Source organism: Ruminiclostridium papyrosolvens DSM 2782 (assembly GCF_029318685.1).
In the GTDB taxonomy this organism is placed as follows: Bacteria; Bacillota; Clostridia; order Acetivibrionales; family DSM-1351; genus Ruminiclostridium; species Ruminiclostridium papyrosolvens.
The window spans coordinates 4,929,466-4,947,880 of record NZ_CP119677.1; the positions used below are offsets into that span (position 1 = coordinate 4,929,466).

General features: G+C 39.3%; 16 protein-coding genes and 1 rRNA gene. 3 read left to right on the top strand and 14 right to left on the bottom strand.

Annotated elements, in window-relative coordinates:
- Nucleotides 1-60: 60 nt before the first annotated feature.
- The 13 genes from P0092_RS21605 to melA form a co-directional block, all read right to left on the bottom strand.
- A 16S ribosomal RNA gene (locus tag P0092_RS21605) occupies nt 61-1,582 on the bottom strand.
- A 477-nt stretch (nt 1,583-2,059) separates the two neighbouring features.
- Complete coding sequence (locus P0092_RS21610) at nt 2,060-2,680, bottom strand: class I SAM-dependent methyltransferase (RefSeq protein WP_004620877.1); 621 nt, start codon at nt 2,678-2,680, stop codon at nt 2,060-2,062.
- A 30-nt stretch (nt 2,681-2,710) separates the two neighbouring features.
- A complete protein-coding gene (locus tag P0092_RS21615; RefSeq protein ID WP_004620879.1) occupies nt 2,711-3,673 on the bottom strand; it encodes a D-2-hydroxyacid dehydrogenase in 963 nt (320 codons plus the stop codon).
- A gap of 186 nt (nt 3,674-3,859) precedes the next feature.
- On the bottom strand, nt 3,860-4,519 hold the full coding sequence (locus P0092_RS21620; RefSeq protein WP_004620882.1) for a methionine ABC transporter permease: 660 nt from the start codon (nt 4,517-4,519) through the stop codon (nt 3,860-3,862).
- Nucleotides 4,504-5,541, bottom strand: coding sequence for a methionine ABC transporter ATP-binding protein (locus P0092_RS21625; protein WP_004620885.1), 1,038 nt, complete (start codon nt 5,539-5,541; stop codon nt 4,504-4,506). The genes P0092_RS21620 and P0092_RS21625 overlap by 16 nt, the downstream gene beginning before the upstream one ends.
- Before the next feature lie 29 nt (nt 5,542-5,570).
- Nucleotides 5,571-6,452, bottom strand: coding sequence for a MetQ/NlpA family ABC transporter substrate-binding protein (locus tag P0092_RS21630; protein WP_004620888.1), 882 nt, complete (start codon nt 6,450-6,452; stop codon nt 5,571-5,573).
- Between the two features lie 23 nt (nt 6,453-6,475).
- Nucleotides 6,476-7,354, bottom strand: coding sequence for a thiamine pyrophosphate-dependent enzyme (locus P0092_RS21635; RefSeq protein WP_004620891.1), 879 nt, complete (start codon nt 7,352-7,354; stop codon nt 6,476-6,478).
- A gap of 2 nt (nt 7,355-7,356) precedes the next feature.
- Nucleotides 7,357-8,520, bottom strand: a complete 1,164-nt coding sequence (locus tag P0092_RS21640; RefSeq protein WP_004620893.1) for a transketolase C-terminal domain-containing protein — start codon at nt 8,518-8,520, stop codon at nt 7,357-7,359.
- Entirely contained in the window at nt 8,513-8,809 is a 297-nt protein-coding gene (locus P0092_RS21645) for a 4Fe-4S binding protein (protein ID WP_004620895.1), read from the bottom strand. The genes P0092_RS21640 and P0092_RS21645 overlap by 8 nt, the downstream gene beginning before the upstream one ends.
- Nucleotides 8,806-9,336, bottom strand: coding sequence for a 2-oxoacid:acceptor oxidoreductase family protein (locus P0092_RS21650; RefSeq protein ID WP_004620898.1), 531 nt, complete (start codon nt 9,334-9,336; stop codon nt 8,806-8,808). Before P0092_RS21650 ends, P0092_RS21645 begins: the two co-directional genes overlap by 4 nt.
- Before the next feature lie 33 nt (nt 9,337-9,369).
- Complete coding sequence (locus P0092_RS21655; RefSeq protein ID WP_004620899.1) at nt 9,370-10,527, bottom strand: pyridoxal phosphate-dependent aminotransferase; 1,158 nt, start codon at nt 10,525-10,527, stop codon at nt 9,370-9,372.
- Between the two features lie 35 nt (nt 10,528-10,562).
- Complete coding sequence (locus tag P0092_RS21660) at nt 10,563-11,879, bottom strand: phenylacetate--CoA ligase family protein (RefSeq protein ID WP_004620901.1); 1,317 nt, start codon at nt 11,877-11,879, stop codon at nt 10,563-10,565.
- Nucleotides 11,880-12,210: 331 nt separating this feature from the next.
- The gene (melA, locus tag P0092_RS21665) at nt 12,211-13,536 is read right to left on the bottom strand and encodes an alpha-glucosidase/alpha-galactosidase (RefSeq protein WP_004620902.1); all 1,326 of its coding nucleotides are present in this window, start codon (nt 13,534-13,536) and stop codon (nt 12,211-12,213) included.
- Nucleotides 13,537-13,680: 144 nt separating this feature from the next.
- On the opposite strand from melA, the gene P0092_RS21670 reads away from it, so the two are divergent.
- The 3 genes from P0092_RS21670 (at nt 13,681) to P0092_RS21680 (ending at nt 16,609) form a co-directional block, all read left to right on the top strand.
- Nucleotides 13,681-14,331 carry a nitroreductase family protein gene (locus tag P0092_RS21670; RefSeq protein WP_242831787.1) on the top strand — a complete coding sequence of 217 codons (651 nt, stop codon included), beginning with the start codon at nt 13,681-13,683 and terminating at the stop codon, nt 14,329-14,331.
- A 22-nt stretch (nt 14,332-14,353) separates the two neighbouring features.
- The gene (locus tag P0092_RS21675; protein ID WP_004620904.1) at nt 14,354-15,151 is read left to right on the top strand and encodes an AraC family transcriptional regulator; all 798 of its coding nucleotides are present in this window, start codon (nt 14,354-14,356) and stop codon (nt 15,149-15,151) included.
- A gap of 96 nt (nt 15,152-15,247) precedes the next feature.
- On the top strand, nt 15,248-16,609 hold the full coding sequence (locus P0092_RS21680; RefSeq protein WP_004620905.1) for an MATE family efflux transporter: 1,362 nt from the start codon (nt 15,248-15,250) through the stop codon (nt 16,607-16,609).
- 461 nt (nt 16,610-17,070) lie between these two features.
- Here P0092_RS21680 and xylA read toward each other — a convergent pair whose 3' ends face one another.
- On the bottom strand, nt 17,071-18,390 hold the full coding sequence (gene xylA / locus P0092_RS21685) for a xylose isomerase (protein ID WP_004620906.1): 1,320 nt from the start codon (nt 18,388-18,390) through the stop codon (nt 17,071-17,073).
- Nucleotides 18,391-18,415 lie beyond the last annotated feature (25 nt).

The window sequence follows — 18,415 nt, forward strand, 5'->3', positions numbered from 1 at the left end:
ATCTTCGACCTAAAGATTTGATTCATCTCAACCGTAGTTGCATGAACCATGTCTCCTTAGAAAGGAGGTGATCCAGCCGCACCTTCCGATACGGCTACCTTGTTACGACTTCACCCCAATCATCGGCCCCACCTTCGGCGACGTCCTCCTTACGGTTAGACTATCGACTTCGGGTGTTGCAGACTCTCATGGTGTGACGGGCGGTGTGTACAAGGCCCGGGAACGTATTCACGGCAGTATGCTGACCTGCCATTACTAGCAATTCCGACTTCATGTGGGCGGGTTGCAGCCCACAATCTGAACTGGGACTATTTTTGGGGATTTGCTCCACTTTGCAGCTTAGCTTCCCTCTGTTATAGCCATTGTAGTACGTGTGTAGCCCAAGACATAAGGGGCATGATGATTTGACGTCGTCCCCACCTTCCTCCGATTTATCACCGGCAGTCTCGCTAGAGTGATCATCTTAATGTTATCAACTAGCAACAGGGGTTGCGCTCGTTGCGGGACTTAACCCAACATCTCACGACACGAGCTGACGACAACCATGCACCACCTGTAACAGTGTCCCGAAGGACTACGATATCTCTACCGTATTCACTATTATGTCAAGCCTTGGTAAGGTTCTTCGCGTTGCTTCGAATTAAACCACATACTCCACTGCTTGTGCGGGCCCCCGTCAATTCCTTTGAGTTTCAACCTTGCGGCCGTACTCCCCAGGTGGGATACTTATTGTGTTAACTCCGGCACAGAAGGGGTCGATACCTCCTACACCTAGTATCCATCGTTTACAGCGTGGACTACCAGGGTATCTAATCCTGTTTGCTCCCCACGCTTTCGCGCCTCAGCGTCAGTTACCGTCCAGAAAGCCGCCTTCGCCACTGGTGTTCCTCCTAATATCTACGCATTTCACCGCTACACTAGGAATTCCGCTTTCCTCTCCGGCACTCAAGAAACATAGTTTCAGATGCAGCTCCAGAGTTAAGCTCTGGGATTTCACATCTGACTTACATTCCCGCCTACACGCCCTTTACACCCAGTAATTCCGGACAACGCTTGCCACCTACGTATTACCGCGGCTGCTGGCACGTAGTTAGCCGTGGCTTATTCTTCAGGTACCGTCATTTATTCGTCCCTGACTAAAGAAGTTTACAATCCGAAAACCTTCATCCTTCACGCGGCGTTGCTGCATCAGGGTTTCCCCCATTGTGCAATATTCCCCACTGCTGCCTCCCGTAGGAGTCTGGGCCGTGTCTCAGTCCCAATGTGGCCGATCAACCTCTCAGTTCGGCTACCAATCGTCGCCTTGGTGGTCCGTTACATCACCAACTAGCTAATTGGACGCGGGCCCATCTGTTACCGGATTGCTCCTTTGACAACAAGAAAATGCTTTCTCGTTGTGTTATGCGGTATTAGCACAAGTTTCCCTGTGTTATCCCCCTGTAACAGGCAGGTTGCCCACGCGTTACTCACCCGTCCGCCGCTAAGTTAATCAAAAGCAAGCTTTCAATTAACTCCGCTCGACTTGCATGTGTTAGGCACGCCGCCAGCGTTCGTCCTGAGCCAGGATCAAACTCTCAAATTAATATTTGAAAAATTTAATTAGCTCATTAAAATTTGCTGACTTATTTTCTAGTTCTTGTTTCCAAAAACCAGGTTGTAAAGTTCGCAAGTTACTCAATTTTGAAATCGTTTTACGATTTCGGAATTTTTCGAGTTCCTTTACATGTTTATCACTGTTTACTTTTCAAAGTCCATAAAGCCTTCTTACGACTGCTTTGTAAGGTTTTTGCTGTTTGTTTTAACGCAATCAGCTTTATTATAATACCACGCTGACAAGCCTTTGTCAACACTTGATTTCAAGAAATTATTTCCTGAACAATCATTGTACGTATTTCGTACTTTTCAGTGTATCGCCTGTGACAGCTACGCTAGTATATCACCCTTATTATTGCTTTTTCAAGTGAATTCTATTCCCTATATAAGCCTTTTGCAGGATTTATTTTAATTTACAAATTGTTTCCTCCGTCATTTTTCAAAATACTCTTTGTTTCTCCGGTTATCAGGAGCATTGTTTCTTTTTTAATTGAACCGTAAAATCATTATTCAGATATCCCTTTGCAATTATTACAGTCCAACTCATTCCGTACTTCTCTGTTAATAGCTGTTCTACCTCATCCGGGTCAAAGTAAAAGTATTTGTCCTCCCTGTCGGGTGACTTATCCCAAAGCAGATTAAATGATATTACTCCGCAGGATAAATCCTGAAAAACCTCCAAGGCATCCAGCAGGAATTCTTTGTTGTTACCTAAATTGAGATTAAATATTCCTGATGAAAATATAGCATCAAATGATTTGTTAGGAAAAGGATTGTTCTTAAACAAATCCATACATATAAACTTTCCTTTTAGCTTTTTACCTTCTGCTATTTTTATCATGTGAGGCAGAATATCGACTCCCGTATAATCAAATCCAGTATATTTCTGATTAATGTACTCCAGTAAGTTTCCTGTTCCACAGCCCACATCAAGAATTCTTTTGTTATTAAGATTAATATGACCAACCAGTTCTTTAAACCTCATCTCCTGAGCAGTCTTATTTTCCCACCCTTGTATGTAGTAATCGGGGTATCCTTCTTTATAATTATCCTCATAATATTTTTTTATATTGTTCATATGGCTCATATTCAGGCACCTTCTATCTTAGTATCATAATTATTGATTATTAACGACATTAACCGGAGTTCCCTTTATAAAAGAGTCTATATTCTTAATTAATGTATCCATAAGCCTTTCTCTGGCTTCCTCTGTAGCCCATGCAAAGTGAGGTGTTATTACAGCATTTTTTGCACTAAGCAATGGGTTATCGGCTTGTATAGGCTCTATAGACACAACATCTGCTCCCAGACCGGCCAGTTTACCGGTATTTAAGGCATGTGCCACATCCTGTTCATTTATTACAGGACCTCTTGATGTATTTATAAGAAAAGCTCCATTCTTCATTTTAGCTATTGTATCCTTATTTATTAATTCTCTTGTCTGTTCTGTCAGAGGACAGTGCAATGTTATAAAATCCGACTCCGCAAACACCCTCTCCAGTGTAGCTGATTTTACAGTATACGTTTCAAGTTCCGGTTTTATAGTTCTGCTGTGAAATAATACTTTCATACCAAAGGTCTCCGCAATTTTGGCTACTTTTTGCCCAATGGCACCAAAACCTATTATTCCTAAGGTCTTGTTTTTTAATTCAATAAGTGGAAAATCCCAGAATGAAAAATCAATGTTTTTTGTCCACTTTCCTTCATGTACAACCCTAGTATGTTCACCTACATGATGACAGAACTCCAATATAAAAGCAAATACCATTTGAGTTACTGAATCCGTACTGTAAGCAGGAACATTTGTGACAATTATCCCAAGTTCTTTTGCATATTCAGTATCAACTACATTATATCCTGTTGCCATTACTCCAATATATTTAACTGACGGAATTTTATCCAATATCTCTTTTGTTAGAATTACCTTGTTTGTGAGAATTATCTCTGCGTTATCAATTCTTTCAATTACCTTGTCAGCGGGAGTCCTGTCGTAAACTACAAGTTCCCCGAGTTGTCCCATTGCATCCCATGACATATCTCCGGGATTCAACGTATATCCGTCTAATACAACTATTTTCATGATTACCTCCAGTTAATAAGTTATTAGTATTAACCCCTGACCAAAGTGAATTTATTCCGGCTTTGAATTTATTATTCATATTATAATCCATATATTTTGCCAGTTCCATACCATTCTCAAATAAAACAAAAGGGCTGCCTATCACTTATGACAGACAACACCTTTATTATTGTGCTATAGTTGAAATTAATTTTTAGTTAAAAGTTTTGCTATTTTTTCACCTGATACCTGTATTGCCTGAACAATAACTATTAAAAAGATAACTGTTATAAACATTACATCCATCTGATATCTATAGTAGCCGAATCTGACAGCCAAATCGCCAATACCGCCGCCTCCGACAGTTCCTGCCATTGCAGAATATCCTATAATGCTTATTATTGTTACTGTTGTAGCTCTGATTAATGAGGGAAGAGCCTCTACCAATAATACCCCTGAGACAATATGTTTTATACCGCCTCCCATAGCCAAAGCCGCCTCTATCAATCCCTTATCCACCTCTTCAAAGGATGCTTCCGCAAGCCTTGCAAAAAATGCTACTGATGCAACTGTCAAAGGTACCGACGCTGCTTTAGGCCCTATAGCAGTCCCAACTACCTTTGATGTTACGGGAACTAAAAGTACCAGTAGAATAACAAAAGGTATGGACCTTATAATGTTTATAATAAAACCCGCAATGGTATTGACTGCTCTATTTTTGTAAAGCAGATTGATGGAGGTTATGTAAAGAATCAAGCCCAAAAATAATCCTGCTACACAGCCAATAACTGTTGCTATAGACACCATCAATAATGTTTCTCTTGATGCCTTTCCCAGTTGTGATAAAATCTCTAAGCTATATTCCATGCGGGGTCTCCTTTTTTACCATTATAGTATGTGGTTATTTCTTCAACATTGTCGGCAATAAACTGCTTGGCCCTTTCGCACTCTTCATGGGCACCTTCAAGTGTGACAAAAAGTATACCTATTGGCTTTCCCTTTATATACTCAATTTTTCCGTGAAGTATATTCAATATTACGTCAAAATTTTTATTTGCCAAAGATATAATGGGTTCAACACTCTTTTCTCCCTTGTATACAAGCTTTATGATTTCACTCTTAACGGATTTAACAATTTCAGAAGGCAGCTTTATGTTATCCTTTACAAGACTTTGCGTTATTTCATTTTCAGGTGCTGCAAATATCTGATATGTATCGTTTTCTTCTATAACAACGCCATTACTCATAACAGCTATTCTGTCAAACAGGGTTTTAGCTATCTCCAACTGATGTGTTATAAATACTATTGTTATATCCAGTTCTCTGTTGATTTTCCTAAGGAGTTGTAAAATTTCTTCTGTTGTCTGGACATCTAATGCTGAAGTAGCCTCATCACACAGCAGAACTTTTGGATTTGCGGCTAATGCTCTTGCTATTGCCACCCTTTGCTTTTGACCTCCGCTAAGATTGGCAGGATACACATTTTCCTTGTCGGACAGCCCGACTATTTCCAGAAGTTCCTTTACCCTTTTACTTCTGTCCTCTTTTGGGTAATCCTGAATTTTTAACGCAAACTCAACATTCTTTCCCACTGTTTTTCTGGATATAAGGTTAAAGTGTTGAAAAATCATTCCTATTTTTCTTCTTATATTACGCAGTTTTTTGCCGCGGGCATTTGTTATATCTTCTCCGTCTACGAAAACCTTTCCGTCAGTTGGTCTTTGCAGAACGTTCAGAGTCCTTATAAGACTGCTTTTTCCCGCCCCGCTCGTGCCTACTATTCCGAATATCTCGCCTTTACGAATGTGCAGTGATACGTCTTTTACCGCCACAATATCTTGCTGCTTTTTCTGTTCAAATACTACACTGACGTTTTCAAGCCTTATCATAGGACTCCTCCTTTCAACATGAAATACGGTTATTTGGTAAACCATTCGGGGAAATCAAAATCCTTGAATATGTTTTTATCATCTTTTATTACATTTTTAAATTCCTGTGATTTCACTATTTCCTCTATATCTTTTACAAACTGGGCTTGTTTGTCCTTGGTATTCACCGCTATTACATTTTTATATGATTCATCCAATTTCTCCTTGGCAACAGCGTCTGAAAGCTTTAAGCCTGCTGAAATGGCAAAATTACCATTTATTATTGCTATGTCGGAACTGTCAAGAGTTCTGGGAAGTTGTGCTGCTTCTGCAGGTGTAAAAACAAGCTTTTTAGGGTTTTCGTTTATATCCTTTTCAGATGCCTTTGTTAAATCAATATCAGGCTTTAAGGTTATGAGCTTTACCTGTACCAGAAATCTCAGCGCTCTTGCCAGATTTGGAACGTCATTTGGCAATGTAACTGTTGCTCCATCAGGCACTTCTTCAAGTTTTTTATATTTTTTTGAGAATATTCCCATGCTTGCAGTGGGTACGCTGATTACCCGGCTCAATTCCAATTTATGTTCTTTTGCAAAGTTCTCCAAATATACTGTATGTTGAAACAGATTTACATTTATTTCGCCGTTTCCCAATGCTATGTTTGGCTGCACATAATCACTGAACTCCATTATTTTTATGGCATATCCCTTTTTCTCAAGCTCAGGTTTTATAGCCAGCTTTACCATATCTCCGTACGGTCCCGGGGCTACCCCGAAAACTATTTCCTTTCCGCTGTCTTTTCCCGAAGCAGACTGCTGTGCTGTGGAATCAGCTGAATTCTTAGAAGAATTTGTACTGCCGCAAGCTGCCACACCCAAGCCCAATGCTAAAGTTAAAATCCCTGCTATACCTGCTTTTAATATCTTTATCATTAAAACACCCCTTTTGAAGGAACCTATATGTATCGTTCCTTTATAAATTTAATTTGATTATCTCTCTGCTTTTCAATCTCCTGAATATCTTCCTCCGTTAAATGCTTGAATCGTCCTTGTTTTTTAAGGTATATCCCAATACTTGTAAATTCCTTCACATCTTTGTTAAGCTTATATTTTCCGTCTTCATATTCTGCCAGATACCAAAGTCCGCATTCTATTGCTTCTCTTGCAATCGCTACAGTTTCACTGCTGTCTATTCCCCAACCCGTGGGACAGGGTGCCGCTATGTGTATGTAGGATGTGCCGTTAGTGTTTTTTGCCTTTTCAACTTTTTTGATATAGTCAGGAATATTGCCTATACTCGCTGTTGCAGCATATTTTATGTGATGCGCGGCTACTATTTCAAACATATTTTTTTTACTGTTTATGCTCCCATGTATGTGCTCACCGGGAGGGGTTGTTGTTGTTCTTGCACCATAGGGTGTCAGACTGCTTTGTTGAACTCCCGTATTCATATATGCTTCATTGTCGTAGCAAATATATATTATCTTGTCACCCCGGTCTATTGCACCGGATAATGCCTGAAGGCCTATATCAGCAGTACCTCCGTCCCCTGCAAAACCTACAACATTGCAATTTTCAATGTTCAGTGATTTGGCTGCTGCCCTGATACCCGACAGCATGGCGGCAGTACTGGCAAAAGGTGATATCAATGCATTTACTCCGAAACAAAGCTGTGGATATACAAATCCTACCGCTGACATACATCCTGCGGGGAGTACTACGAAAGTATCCTTACCAAGAACTTTCAGTGCGAGCCTTACTGCAAGACTTCCGCCGCAGCCGCCGCAGCCTTTATGTCCATAAAAGTATTCTTCCTTATCCAATCTCTTTAGCACCTCTACACCCCCAGCCCGATAAAATTGACGGTATTTGTGATTTTATCAATGTTTTTCAATCCACTGAATATTTCTTCAATGTCCTTCTGGCTTATATTCTTACCGCCAAGACCGCCTACAAAGTTAATTAGTCTTTTATTTGTATTTTTGAGGGCATCAGCTACATTTGTATAGACCGTTCCGTGATATCCAAAGGATATATCCTTTTCCAGTACTCCTATTACAGCTGCATTTCTGCAAAGCTCAAGTATTTCTTTTTCAGGAAAAGGTCGCATAAACCTGATTTTAACTACCCCCACTTTTTCTCCACGTGTTCTGAGGACATCAAATACATCCCTTACCTGTCCCGTAATACTTCCCAGCGTTACAAGTATAATCTCAGCATCTTCTGTTCTGTAGCCTGTGACTAGGCCTCCGTAGCTTCTGCCTGTTATTTCTCCGTATTGTTTATCCAGGTTTTCAATTATTTCTCGTGAGGCTACTATTGCTTGGTGCTGTTGCACTTTAAACCGTATATTGTCAGCAGGACTTGATGAGAAAAATAAATTTCTCGGGTTTTCCAAATCCATTTTCCCCTCAAGTTTAAAGTCAGTCAGAAATTTGTCTACCTGCTCTTCTTGGGGAACTTCTATAGCTTCATATGTATGGGTTAATACAAAGCCATCGAGGTTTACCATAACAGGCGTCAATACTTCTTTGTTTTCAGCCAGAGCGTATGCCTGTATTATCATATCCAGACTCTCCTGAGCATCCTCTACATAAACCTGTATCCATCCGCTGTCCAACATTGACAGGGAATCTCTCTGGTCTCCGAATATACTCCATGGAAGGGCTAGAGCTCTGTTAGCATTCATCATTACTAAGGGTACTCTTCCTCCGCTTGCATAGTGCATTACTTCCGCCATGTATAAAAGTCCCTGTGATGAGGTTGCCGTAAAGGTTCTGGCTCCAAGTACACTTGCTCCCATTACTGCTGCTAATGCCGAGTGTTCTGACTCAACATACATGTATTCCGCATTAAGCTCCTGCTTTTCAACCATTTCAGCAAGTCTTTCCACCACTATGGTTTGAGGTGTGATTGGGTATGCGGCTATTACCTTTGGTTTTGCAAGTTTTACACCAATGGCTACTGCTTCATTTCCTGAAACGAATACCTTGTTACTCATTTGCCGCATCCCCCTTTTCCATGGTAATCGCATTCTTTCTGCATTCTCTGGCACAAATACCGCAGCCCTTGCAAAAACCGTAGTCTATGTCCATTTTATTTTTTTCATCGAAAATTACTCCTTCGGGACATACAAGGTAACATAACCCGCAATTATTGCAAATATTATTATTTATTACAGGTCTTAAGTTTCTCCAACCTTCCAGTGTTTCCGTGAGATGCATTGCAGGCCCATAGGTACCTTTGGGTATTTCTCCTGAAAAGTCTGTTTTCACAGTTGGTCTGCTCATAATCCTACTCCTTTTGTAAGTGTAAAAATATATTGTGCAAGTTTTTGATTCTTTGAGGCTATCCTCAAAGGCATGTCGTATTTGATTGCCGCTAAGAGGCTGTCTTTTGAAACCAATCCTGTATTCGCCACCAATACTGAAAGCATGGCGGTATTGGTTATTGCCGTACCCAGATATTCTTGGGCAACTTTTGTTGCGTCAAAACAGATAATATCAGGGCTGCTCTTTTCTTTAGGAGTATTAAGAATTATCTTCCCATGAGGTTTTAGTTTTTTATGTAAATTTTCATCATAAAGGCTTTCATCCAATACAACAATATAATCGCTATACTCACATTGACTTCTGTTTCTTATGGGCACTGTATCTATTTTGGTATATGCAAAAACCGGAGCACCACGTCTTTCAGGGCCAAAGCTTGGAAAACTCAGGGCGAACTTGTTTTCATACAAACTTGCCGCTGCGCCCAGTATTCTGGATGTTGTAAATGCACCTTGCCCGCCTCTGCCTAAAAATGTCACTTCTGTCATAAATACATCTCCTTTTGGCTTACCAACCAAGGTTTAAAAGAATTTGCGGATGTTTTGCAGACGCTCCAGAGCCTTTTCCAGAGTTTCCTTCTTCTTTGCAAAGTGAAACCTTACATAGTTATTTACATCATCCTTGAAAAAGCTTGAGCCGGGAACCGCAGCAACACCGACGTTTTCTGCAAGTCTTTTTGCAAACTCCACATCAGTTTTTATACCAAACTCGCTTATGTCTACCATTACATAGTAAGCTCCCTCAGGTTTATGATATTTTAAGCCTATTGAATCCAATCCTTTTAAGAAAAGCTCTCTTTTTTCGGTGTACAGGGAGGTTAGTTCCCTGTAATAGTCATCCCCAAAGGCCAGACCTGCCAGTGCCGCCTTCTGCAAGGGAGCCGCTGCACCAACTGTCAGGAAATCGTGAACCTTCTTGCAATTGTCTATTACATTTTTAGGGCCGATTACGTATCCCAACCTCCATCCGGTTATCGAATATGTTTTTGACAAGGAGCTGCAGGAGATGGTTCTCTCAAACATTCCCGGCAAGGATGCAAAGTATATATGTTTGCTGGGTTCATAGACTATGTGCTCGTATACTTCATCAGTAATTACAAAAGCGTCGTATTTTGTAACCAATTCGGAAATAAACATGAGCTCATCCCTTGTAAATACTTTACCCAGAGGGTTTGAGGGATTACACAGTATTAAAGCCTTTGCTCCCTCCTTGAATGCATTTTCCAACTCATCCTTATTAAATGTAAATTCCGGCGGATTCAAAGGAACATATATCGGTATGGCTCCGCAAAGAACCGTATCTGCTGCATAGTTTTCATAAAAAGGTGAGAATATCGCTACTTTTTCACCTGCCTCGCATACTGACATCATTGCAGCCATCATGGCTTCTGTACTTCCGCAAGTTACCACTATATTCTCATCAGGATTAAGTTTTATATTCATAAAACGCTCCTGTTTTTTTGCAACCGCTTCTCTGAAAAGAGGTGAGCCCCAGGTTATTTCATATTGATGAGGGCCTTCATCTGCTGTTTTTTTAAGGGCTTCAATCAACTCTTGGGGTGGGTCAAAGTCAGGGAAGCCCTGGGAAAGATTTATTGCATCATATTGGTTAGCTATTCTTGTCATTTTTCTAATAATTGATTCAGAGAACCAGTCCAATCTTGTACTTAGTTTTGGCATTATTCCCTCCGTGGAAAAATATAATTATTATTTTTTTATTTTTCTGTTCTTATGTCTACCAGTCTTTTGGCCTTATGGGTTGCTCTTGGAAGTGCTCCTTCCGGAAGTAGTACAACCTCTTTTGGCTTTATTCCCAAGTGAGTTTTAAGTTCATGGGCAATTATCCTTACAAGCTCTTCATCAGTGGTTTCTGCCCCTATTCTTTTTTCAACCTCTACACTGAATTTAGTAATGTGATTGTCTGTCAACACGGTAACTCTGTACTCTCCCGTTAAGTCCTTTATATTCCTCACGGTATATTCTATATCGCTGGGGAAAACATTTACGCCCCCGCAAATAAACATATCATCTACTCTGCCTACTACATTTATGCGCTTGTGAGTTCTACCGCATTTGCACTTCTGATTTGTATATGTAACAATGTCTCCCGTTTTGAAGCGAATCATGGGTCTTGCTTCCTTTCTCAGGGTTGTAAGAAGCATTTCTCCCCTTTCACCTTCTGCAACAGGTTCTCCTGTGTGCTCGTCAACTACTTCCACCAGCAGATGATCCTCTGCAATATGAAGTCCTTCATGATACTCACACGCAGCAGCACAGGCCCCGAAAATATCTGATATTCCATAAAAATCGTATACGTCCGCTCCCCACAAATCCTCAATTGCTTTTCTTGTTGCGGGTATTGAGCCTCCCGGTTCGCCAGCAACTATTATTGTTCTAATGGATAAGTCCTTTTTTATGTCTATTCCCTTTTCTCTGGCGGTTTCTCCCAGATACCATGCATAGGACGGTGTAGTCCATATTATGTTTGGCTGATATTCCTGCAATATGAACAGCAGTCTGTCTGTCGGAATTGTTCCCGCCCAGATGCACAGTGCTCCTAAATTTTGTGCTCCTATTACATCCGGCCCTCCAACAAAAAGTGAAAAATTAAGTGCATGTATGTATCTGTCCTTCGGCCTCATTCCTGCCTGCCAGAATAATCTGCTCTCAACCTCCTGAAACTCATCAAAATCAACTTTGCTGAAGGGACTGGCAGTAGGCTTTCCGGTGGAACCGCTGGAGGAGGATATAAATACCACTTTCTCTTCATTTACCGTTACCAGGTCTCCTAAAATCGGCTTTTCGTTTTGTCTCTCTCTGATTGTGTGTTTTGTCAATATGGGGAACTTTCTTATATCCTCCAGAGTTTTTATATCTTCGGGCGTAACGCCTGCTTTCTCAAAACTTTCTTTGTAATATGCAGACTTTTCATATGCAAGCTTTATCTGAGACTTCAAATGTTCCAACTGGTAAGCTTCCAGCTGGTCTCTGTCTATAGTTTCAACTTCTTCTACCCAATATCTCTTTCCCATTTTCATTAACCTCCGATTTCGGCAACAGTTATTGGCACCTAAATGCTACGTGCCTCTATTTATAATAATTTCATTGATTTATCACTCTGCTGTATTATTCCTAGTAATATTATATGTTTGCTATTATATATTCTGAACTATTCTGTGTCAATAGATTTATTCAAAATATACATTTATATTTTTAAATTATTTAAAAATATAATTTTGCATAATGGTACTAGTTCAAAATTATATTCTTATAAAAATTAGTGTAAGTGAGAAGATTTTATATGTAAATAGGCAAAAAAATAACTCTAAGCATAGCTTAAAGTTATTTTTTATAATTTTGATATTATTTGAATTTAGGAAGCCAACTGCCATGTGCATCTATTAGTTCATCAACCATTTTGACTATGTTATCAAGAGTCATTTCAGAACCCGTGTGGGGGTCCAGCATAGCTGCATGATATATATGCTCCTTCTTTCTTGTGACTGCCGCCTCAATAGTTATGAGCTGAACGTTAATGTTAGTCATGTTCATTGCTGCCAATTGCACAGGCAACCGTCCTACTCTGCATGGATTAACGCCCATACCGTCAACCATACAAGGTACTTCAACACATGCCTCATGAGGAAGATTCTCAATCAGTCCGCCTTTATTTATAACGTTTCCACCGATTTTAAAAGGTTTATTTGTTACCATTGCCTCCATAATGTACGATGCATACTCCCTTGATCGGGTATGGTTCAGAGCCTGATTACTCATTAATTCATCCCTGCGTTTATTCCATTCTTCAATCTGATTTATGCATCTTCTGGGATACTCATCAAGAGGTATGTTAAATTTATCTATAAGTTCGGGGTATGAGGATTTTATAAAGTAGGGATTGTACTCTGCATTATGTTCACTTGACTCAGTACAGTAATACCCTAATTTTTCAATATACTCATATCTTACCATGTCATTATGCTTCTCACTCTGATTTTTTTCTTTTGCAAGTCTTTTAATCTCAGGGTAAAGGTCGTTACCGTCCTTATCGCATATTTCCAATAACCACCCCATATGATTTATCCCGGCTATCAATTCCTTTCTTCCTTCCAGTCGGTCTTCCATACCCAAGGATTTAAGCAAATCCTGAGAGCAAATCTGTACGCTATGACATAAACCCACTGTTTTTACCCCTGTGTATCTCTGCATATATCCGGACAACATGGCCATGGGATTTGTATAATTCAACAGCCAAGCGTCAGGACAAACTTCTTCAATATCTCTGGCAAAATCCTCCATAACAGGTATTGTCCTGAGTGTGCGCATTATTCCGCCGATTCCTAGTGTATCCGCAATTGTTTGCCTTAATCCATACTTTTTCGGAATTTCAAAATCAATAATCGTACATGGGTCATAACCGCCAACTTGTATGGCATTTATAACAAAGTCCGCATCACGAAGGGCTTCCTTTCTGTTTTCTGCTCCTAAATAGGTTTTTATTTTAGCCCTTCCCTTGTTTACATTCTGATTTATTGCCTCCAGCATTATCTGAGATTCCTTGAGTCTGTCGCCTGCAATGTCATACAGTCGTATTTCACTATCTGCCAGTGCTTCCGTACACATACTGTCCCCAAGTACATTTTTTGCAAATACAGTACTGCCGGCTCCCATAAATGTTATTTTGACCATTATTGATACCCTCCATGCCATTTAAACTATATCAATAGCATACCATAAATAAATAATTCGGAAATTGAATAATGTAACTTATATTTGTTATAATGTAACCTTCAGTATGAAATAAATATATAGAATAATATATTATTTGAAAGGATGATTTTTTTGGAAAATAATTTATATAATCTTGCAGCAGCAAGAAGAAGTATACGTAAATTTAAAGAAACCCCTATTCCCCATGAGGATATTGAATATTTTATTTCTTGTGCGGTAAACGCTCCAAGCGGCTGCAACAGCCAATGCTGGCACTTTGTGGCTGTGGAGGACAAAGCGTTAATTAATAAACTTGCAGAGGAAACGGCAAAGAGTGCAAGAGATTTTTATGGTACAGGCCAAATTGAAGCCAATGAAGAATTTCTTACTTCCAGAGAAAAGGCCACGAGTTTTTTCAAAAATGCCCCTCTGGTTATATTTGTATTTCTTGACAGTATGGATTACTATGACGAAAGAGTTTCCAAGGCTTTCTCTGAAAAAGGCTTCACCAAAAGAGAAATGCTGGATGCCCTTGCTTACCCTGATATTCTGTCAGTTGGCGCCGCTGTCCAAAATATGCTGCTTGCAATAACTGAAAAAGGCTATGGAGCATGTTGGATGAATGACGCCGTAGTCGGAGAGCTCAAGATTAAAAGCCTTTTAAATGTAAGAGATGATTTAAGACTTATAAGCGTTATCCCCATAGGAGTTCCCAATTATTCTCCCCGTGGGAAAAAATTCAGAGATATGAGTGAAGTTATTGAATACAGATAGATATACTAAGGGGTTGTTTTAAATGCACCATATTCCTCTACTGAATAAATGTTTTAAAGATATCAACCCGTTGATATGCGGGTGGGAGACATGTGATAAGGGACATTTTTTTGGACCTGCCTCACGTGAATATTATCTCATTCACTTTATTATTTCAGGAAGTGGTATTTTTGAGAGAGCCGGGAAACGCTACCCTTTATCCAAGGACTCTCTGTTTCTGATAAGGCCTTACGAATTAACCTTCTATAAAGCAGATAACGATAATCCCTGGGAATATATATGGATTGGGTTTAACGGTAGTTCAGCTCCTGATTTGCTCAAAAACAGCGGGTTTTCGGATGGTATTTGTACAATGCATATACCTTCTCTCAGAAACACTTTTTTAAGTATGAAGGATGCTGAAAACATGCAGCATTCTTCGGAATTATACTTATGCGGTAAAATCTTTGAGCTTTTTTCATATGTGTCAGAAGAGTTCAGTCAAACACAGAAAGGGTCTTCTACCAGTGTTTACTGTAAACGTGCCAAGGATTATATCATGGCAAATTATGCAAGTCAGCTTTCTGTGGAAAGTATAGCAAATATGCTTGGTATTGACAGAAGATATCTATGTAGGATTTTTAATAAGCACACCGGGAATACACCCCAGAATTTCATTGTCAATTACAGGCTTGAAAAAGCTGCACTTCTTCTTTCCAAACATGGCTATACAGTGGCAGAGGCTGGCAGAAGCACAGGTTATGATGACATATATAACTTCTCAAAAATGTTTAAGAAAAAATATGGTATACCCCCATCTCTTTATAGGAGTGACTTATAACAGATTTTACGACTTTTTAGTATGTTTTTGTTGGTGACATGCCAAAATTATAGGTCTATAATAGTAGTTTAAATACTATTATACGGGGTCATATTCATGAAAAAGTTTAAACTAAACAGAGAAATTGATAAAGAAATTATCGGTCTTGCCTGGCCTTCTATTACTGAGCAGATTCTTGAAATGATGGTAGGTATCATTTCTACGGTATTCATGAGCTGGATTGGTACAGCAGCCTTGGCAGGTGTGGGTATGGTCAATATGCTCATAAACTTCCTGCAGACTGTCTTTTCAGGACTGTCAATAGGAACTACAGTAGTTATAGCAAGGGTAACAGGAGAAGGAAATCATACTGAGGCCAAAAGAACTTTGGTTCAGTCAGGGTACATGGCTCTTGTTGTAGGAATATTTCTGCTGGTAACAGGAAAAGTCTTCTCTAATCCCATTCTCAATTTATTTCTGAGGAAAGCAGAGGTACCGGTTTTCAACCATGGGTTGACTTATTTCAATATTATTTTGTTCAGTCTTCCCTTTTTTGTTCTGGACATAATTGTATCAGGTGCAATGAGAGGGGCCGGAGATACAAAAACTCCTATGTATATTACAGGAGGAGTTAATATAGTAAATATTATTCTTAACACCATTTTGATTTTCGGGGTACCTTTTCTACATATACCTAGTATGGGTGTGGCAGGTTCTGCCATTGCTGTAACTGCTTCAAGAATAATCGGCGTAACCGTAAGAGTTCTTGTTTTGTATAACCGCAAAGGACTCAAACTTAATCTTAGTCTTAAAGATAATTACCGTCTGAGCCCTCAGCTGATGAAAAGAATTATAAATATTGGTGTTCCGGGATTTATTGAACAGGCAGTTATGCAGGGGGGTTTTCTAATTCTTCAGCTTATTATTGTGACTATGGGTACGGTTGCAATGGCTGCTTACCAAATAGGACTTAATATTAATGCCATAGCCTTTTTCCCCATATTCGGTTTTGCCATAGCCAACACAACTCTTGTAGGACAAAGCCTTGGTGAAAAGAATTATGACAAGGCAAACAGCTATTCTTATGAGGGATTAAAAATAACTATGATTTTCGGATTTGTTCTTGGTATTTTTATGTTTGCATTTGCTCCTTTGTTGGCCAGAATATATACCAACGACCCCGAAGTAATAAAGGAATCTGTAATGATTGTACGAACCTTTGGTGTTCTGGAGCCCCTGCTTGCAGTTCTAAACATTTGTTCGGCTACTTTAAAAGCCGCCGGTGATATTAAGTATGTAATGATTACCTCTTTGGTTGGTTTGTGGGCTTTAAGAGTACTGCCTTCCTATACACTTGACAGGGCTCTTGGCATGGGACTTATTGCTGTTATGATTGGAATCTTTTTGGATTTCTGTTCACGTTCCGTTATGTATCTTTTGCGAATGAGAAAAGGGGAATGGAAGTATTTAAAGGTATAAATGTCAAAAAAACCCCCTACGTATGTTGCTTCATACGTAGGGACTTTAGAAGGAAATATATCTATTTTTTAGTTAGTTTCCAGATATTATTTTTACACGTTCTAATCCGTGACGTTTTAACGTATATTTGCCTATTAATTATTTAATTGTTTATAGTAATTGAAATTAACATAATATTTTCAGCCATGTAGAATATACAGAATATATATGAAGGGTACTGACAAAACGCTCTGATTATGTACGAAGAATTTAAAATGAATAATATATAAATTTAGTAATCTATGTGATAAAATATATATTATACCATTTAATGTAATTATGCAAGACTTTTTTTCGGCCTTTTATAATACGCTTTTAATAACTGTAAGTAATTAACATTTTTGTGAAATAATTTAAATATTATATATTAAAATACCCCCTTGAACACTAGTCCAAGGGGGTATTAATTTTAAAGTTAAAGCTTATTTTGCTTCAAGAATATATTGATTTAACAAAGCTTCCAACATTTCCTGACGTCCGGATTTGTTCTGAATCTTTGCATTAAGAGCGTGTTGTTCTAATTCCTTAAAGCCAACTTTTCCATCAACGATATCTTTACCGATACCAGTTGTGTAGCTTGAATATCTGTCCGCAACAAATGCATCGAACTTGCCGTCTTCCATAATCTTGTTAGCTATGATAAGACCCTTTGCAAAAGTATCCATACCTGCAATATGTCCATAGAACAAGTCAGACGGTTCAAATGATCCTCTTCTGACTTTTGAGTCAAAGTTCAAACCACCCTTTGTCAATCCTCCTGCTTTTAATACTTCTAACATTGCAAGAGTAGAATCATACAGGTTTGTAGGGAATTGGTCTGTATCCCATCCGAGCATTACGTCACCTTGGTTAGCATCGATACTTCCAAGCATATTGTTGATTCTGCACATAGCAAGTTCATGTTGGAATGTATGTCCTGCCAATGTAGCATGGTTAGCTTCGATGTTCATCTTGAAGTATGGATCCAATCCATATGTCTTCAGGAAGCCGATAACTGTAGCTGTATCAAAGTCGTACTGGTGCTTTGTTGGTTCCTTTGGCTTAGGCTCAATTAAGAACTGTCCGTCAAAACCAATTTCCTTAGCATAGTCAACAGCCATCTTTAAGAATCTTGCCAAATTGTCAAGTTCCAGCTTCATGTCTGTATTCAACAGAGTTTCGTATCCTTCTCTGCCACCCCAGAATACATAGTTTTCTCCGCCTAATTCCTTTGTAACTTCCATTGCCTTCTTAACCTGAGCTGCTGCATACGCGAATATGTCAGCGTTTGGTGAAGTTGATGCACCATGCATAAATCTTGGGTTTCCGAAAGCATTTGTAGTTCCCCACAATAATTTTACAGGGCTTGATTTCATTCTATCTTTGATTACTGAAACAATTACATCAAGGTTCTTATTTGTTTCAGCAAGTGTAGCACCTTCAGGAGCAATATCTCTGTCATGGAAAGCAAAGAAAGGAGCTCCCAGCTTTTCAATAAATTCAAAGTTTGCTTCAACTTTGTATTTTGCAATTTCCAGAGGATCGGCCATTGTGTTCCAAGGTCTTACATATGATCCTGCACCGAACATGTCAGCACCCGGTGCTGCGAAAGTATGCCAATACGCTACTGCGAATCTCAGATGTTCTTCCATTGTCTTTCCGCCAATAACCGCTTTAGGGTTGTAGTACTTAAATGCTAATGGATTATCCGAGCCGCTTCCTTCAAATTTGATGTTTGAAATACCGCTAAATACTTCTGACATATTAAAATCCCTCCGTTTATTATTT

What these genes read in the sequence shown, in the direction of transcription:
- P0092_RS21610 (WP_004620877.1), bottom strand. Translation starts at nt 2,680, where the DNA reads ATGAGCCATATGAACAATATAAAAAAATATTATGAGGATAATTATAAA.
- P0092_RS21615 (WP_004620879.1), bottom strand. Translation starts at nt 3,673, where the DNA reads ATGAAAATAGTTGTATTAGACGGATATACGTTGAATCCCGGAGATATG.
- P0092_RS21620 (WP_004620882.1), bottom strand. Translation starts at nt 4,519, where the DNA reads ATGGAATATAGCTTAGAGATTTTATCACAACTGGGAAAGGCATCAAGA.
- P0092_RS21625 (WP_004620885.1), bottom strand. Translation starts at nt 5,541, where the DNA reads ATGATAAGGCTTGAAAACGTCAGTGTAGTATTTGAACAGAAAAAGCAG.
- P0092_RS21630 (WP_004620888.1), bottom strand. Translation starts at nt 6,452, where the DNA reads ATGATAAAGATATTAAAAGCAGGTATAGCAGGGATTTTAACTTTAGCA.
- P0092_RS21640 (WP_004620893.1), bottom strand. Translation starts at nt 8,520, where the DNA reads ATGAGTAACAAGGTATTCGTTTCAGGAAATGAAGCAGTAGCCATTGGT.
- P0092_RS21645 (WP_004620895.1), bottom strand. Translation starts at nt 8,809, where the DNA reads ATGAGCAGACCAACTGTGAAAACAGACTTTTCAGGAGAAATACCCAAA.
- P0092_RS21650 (WP_004620898.1), bottom strand. Translation starts at nt 9,336, where the DNA reads ATGACAGAAGTGACATTTTTAGGCAGAGGCGGGCAAGGTGCATTTACA.
- P0092_RS21655 (WP_004620899.1), bottom strand. Translation starts at nt 10,527, where the DNA reads ATGCCAAAACTAAGTACAAGATTGGACTGGTTCTCTGAATCAATTATT.
- P0092_RS21660 (WP_004620901.1), bottom strand. Translation starts at nt 11,879, where the DNA reads ATGGGAAAGAGATATTGGGTAGAAGAAGTTGAAACTATAGACAGAGAC.
- melA (WP_004620902.1), bottom strand. Translation starts at nt 13,536, where the DNA reads ATGGTCAAAATAACATTTATGGGAGCCGGCAGTACTGTATTTGCAAAA.
- P0092_RS21670 (WP_242831787.1), top strand. Translation starts at nt 13,681, where the DNA reads ATGATTTTTTTGGAAAATAATTTATATAATCTTGCAGCAGCAAGAAGA.
- P0092_RS21675 (WP_004620904.1), top strand. Translation starts at nt 14,354, where the DNA reads ATGCACCATATTCCTCTACTGAATAAATGTTTTAAAGATATCAACCCG.
- P0092_RS21680 (WP_004620905.1), top strand. Translation starts at nt 15,248, where the DNA reads ATGAAAAAGTTTAAACTAAACAGAGAAATTGATAAAGAAATTATCGGT.
- xylA (WP_004620906.1), bottom strand. Translation starts at nt 18,390, where the DNA reads ATGTCAGAAGTATTTAGCGGTATTTCAAACATCAAATTTGAAGGAAGC.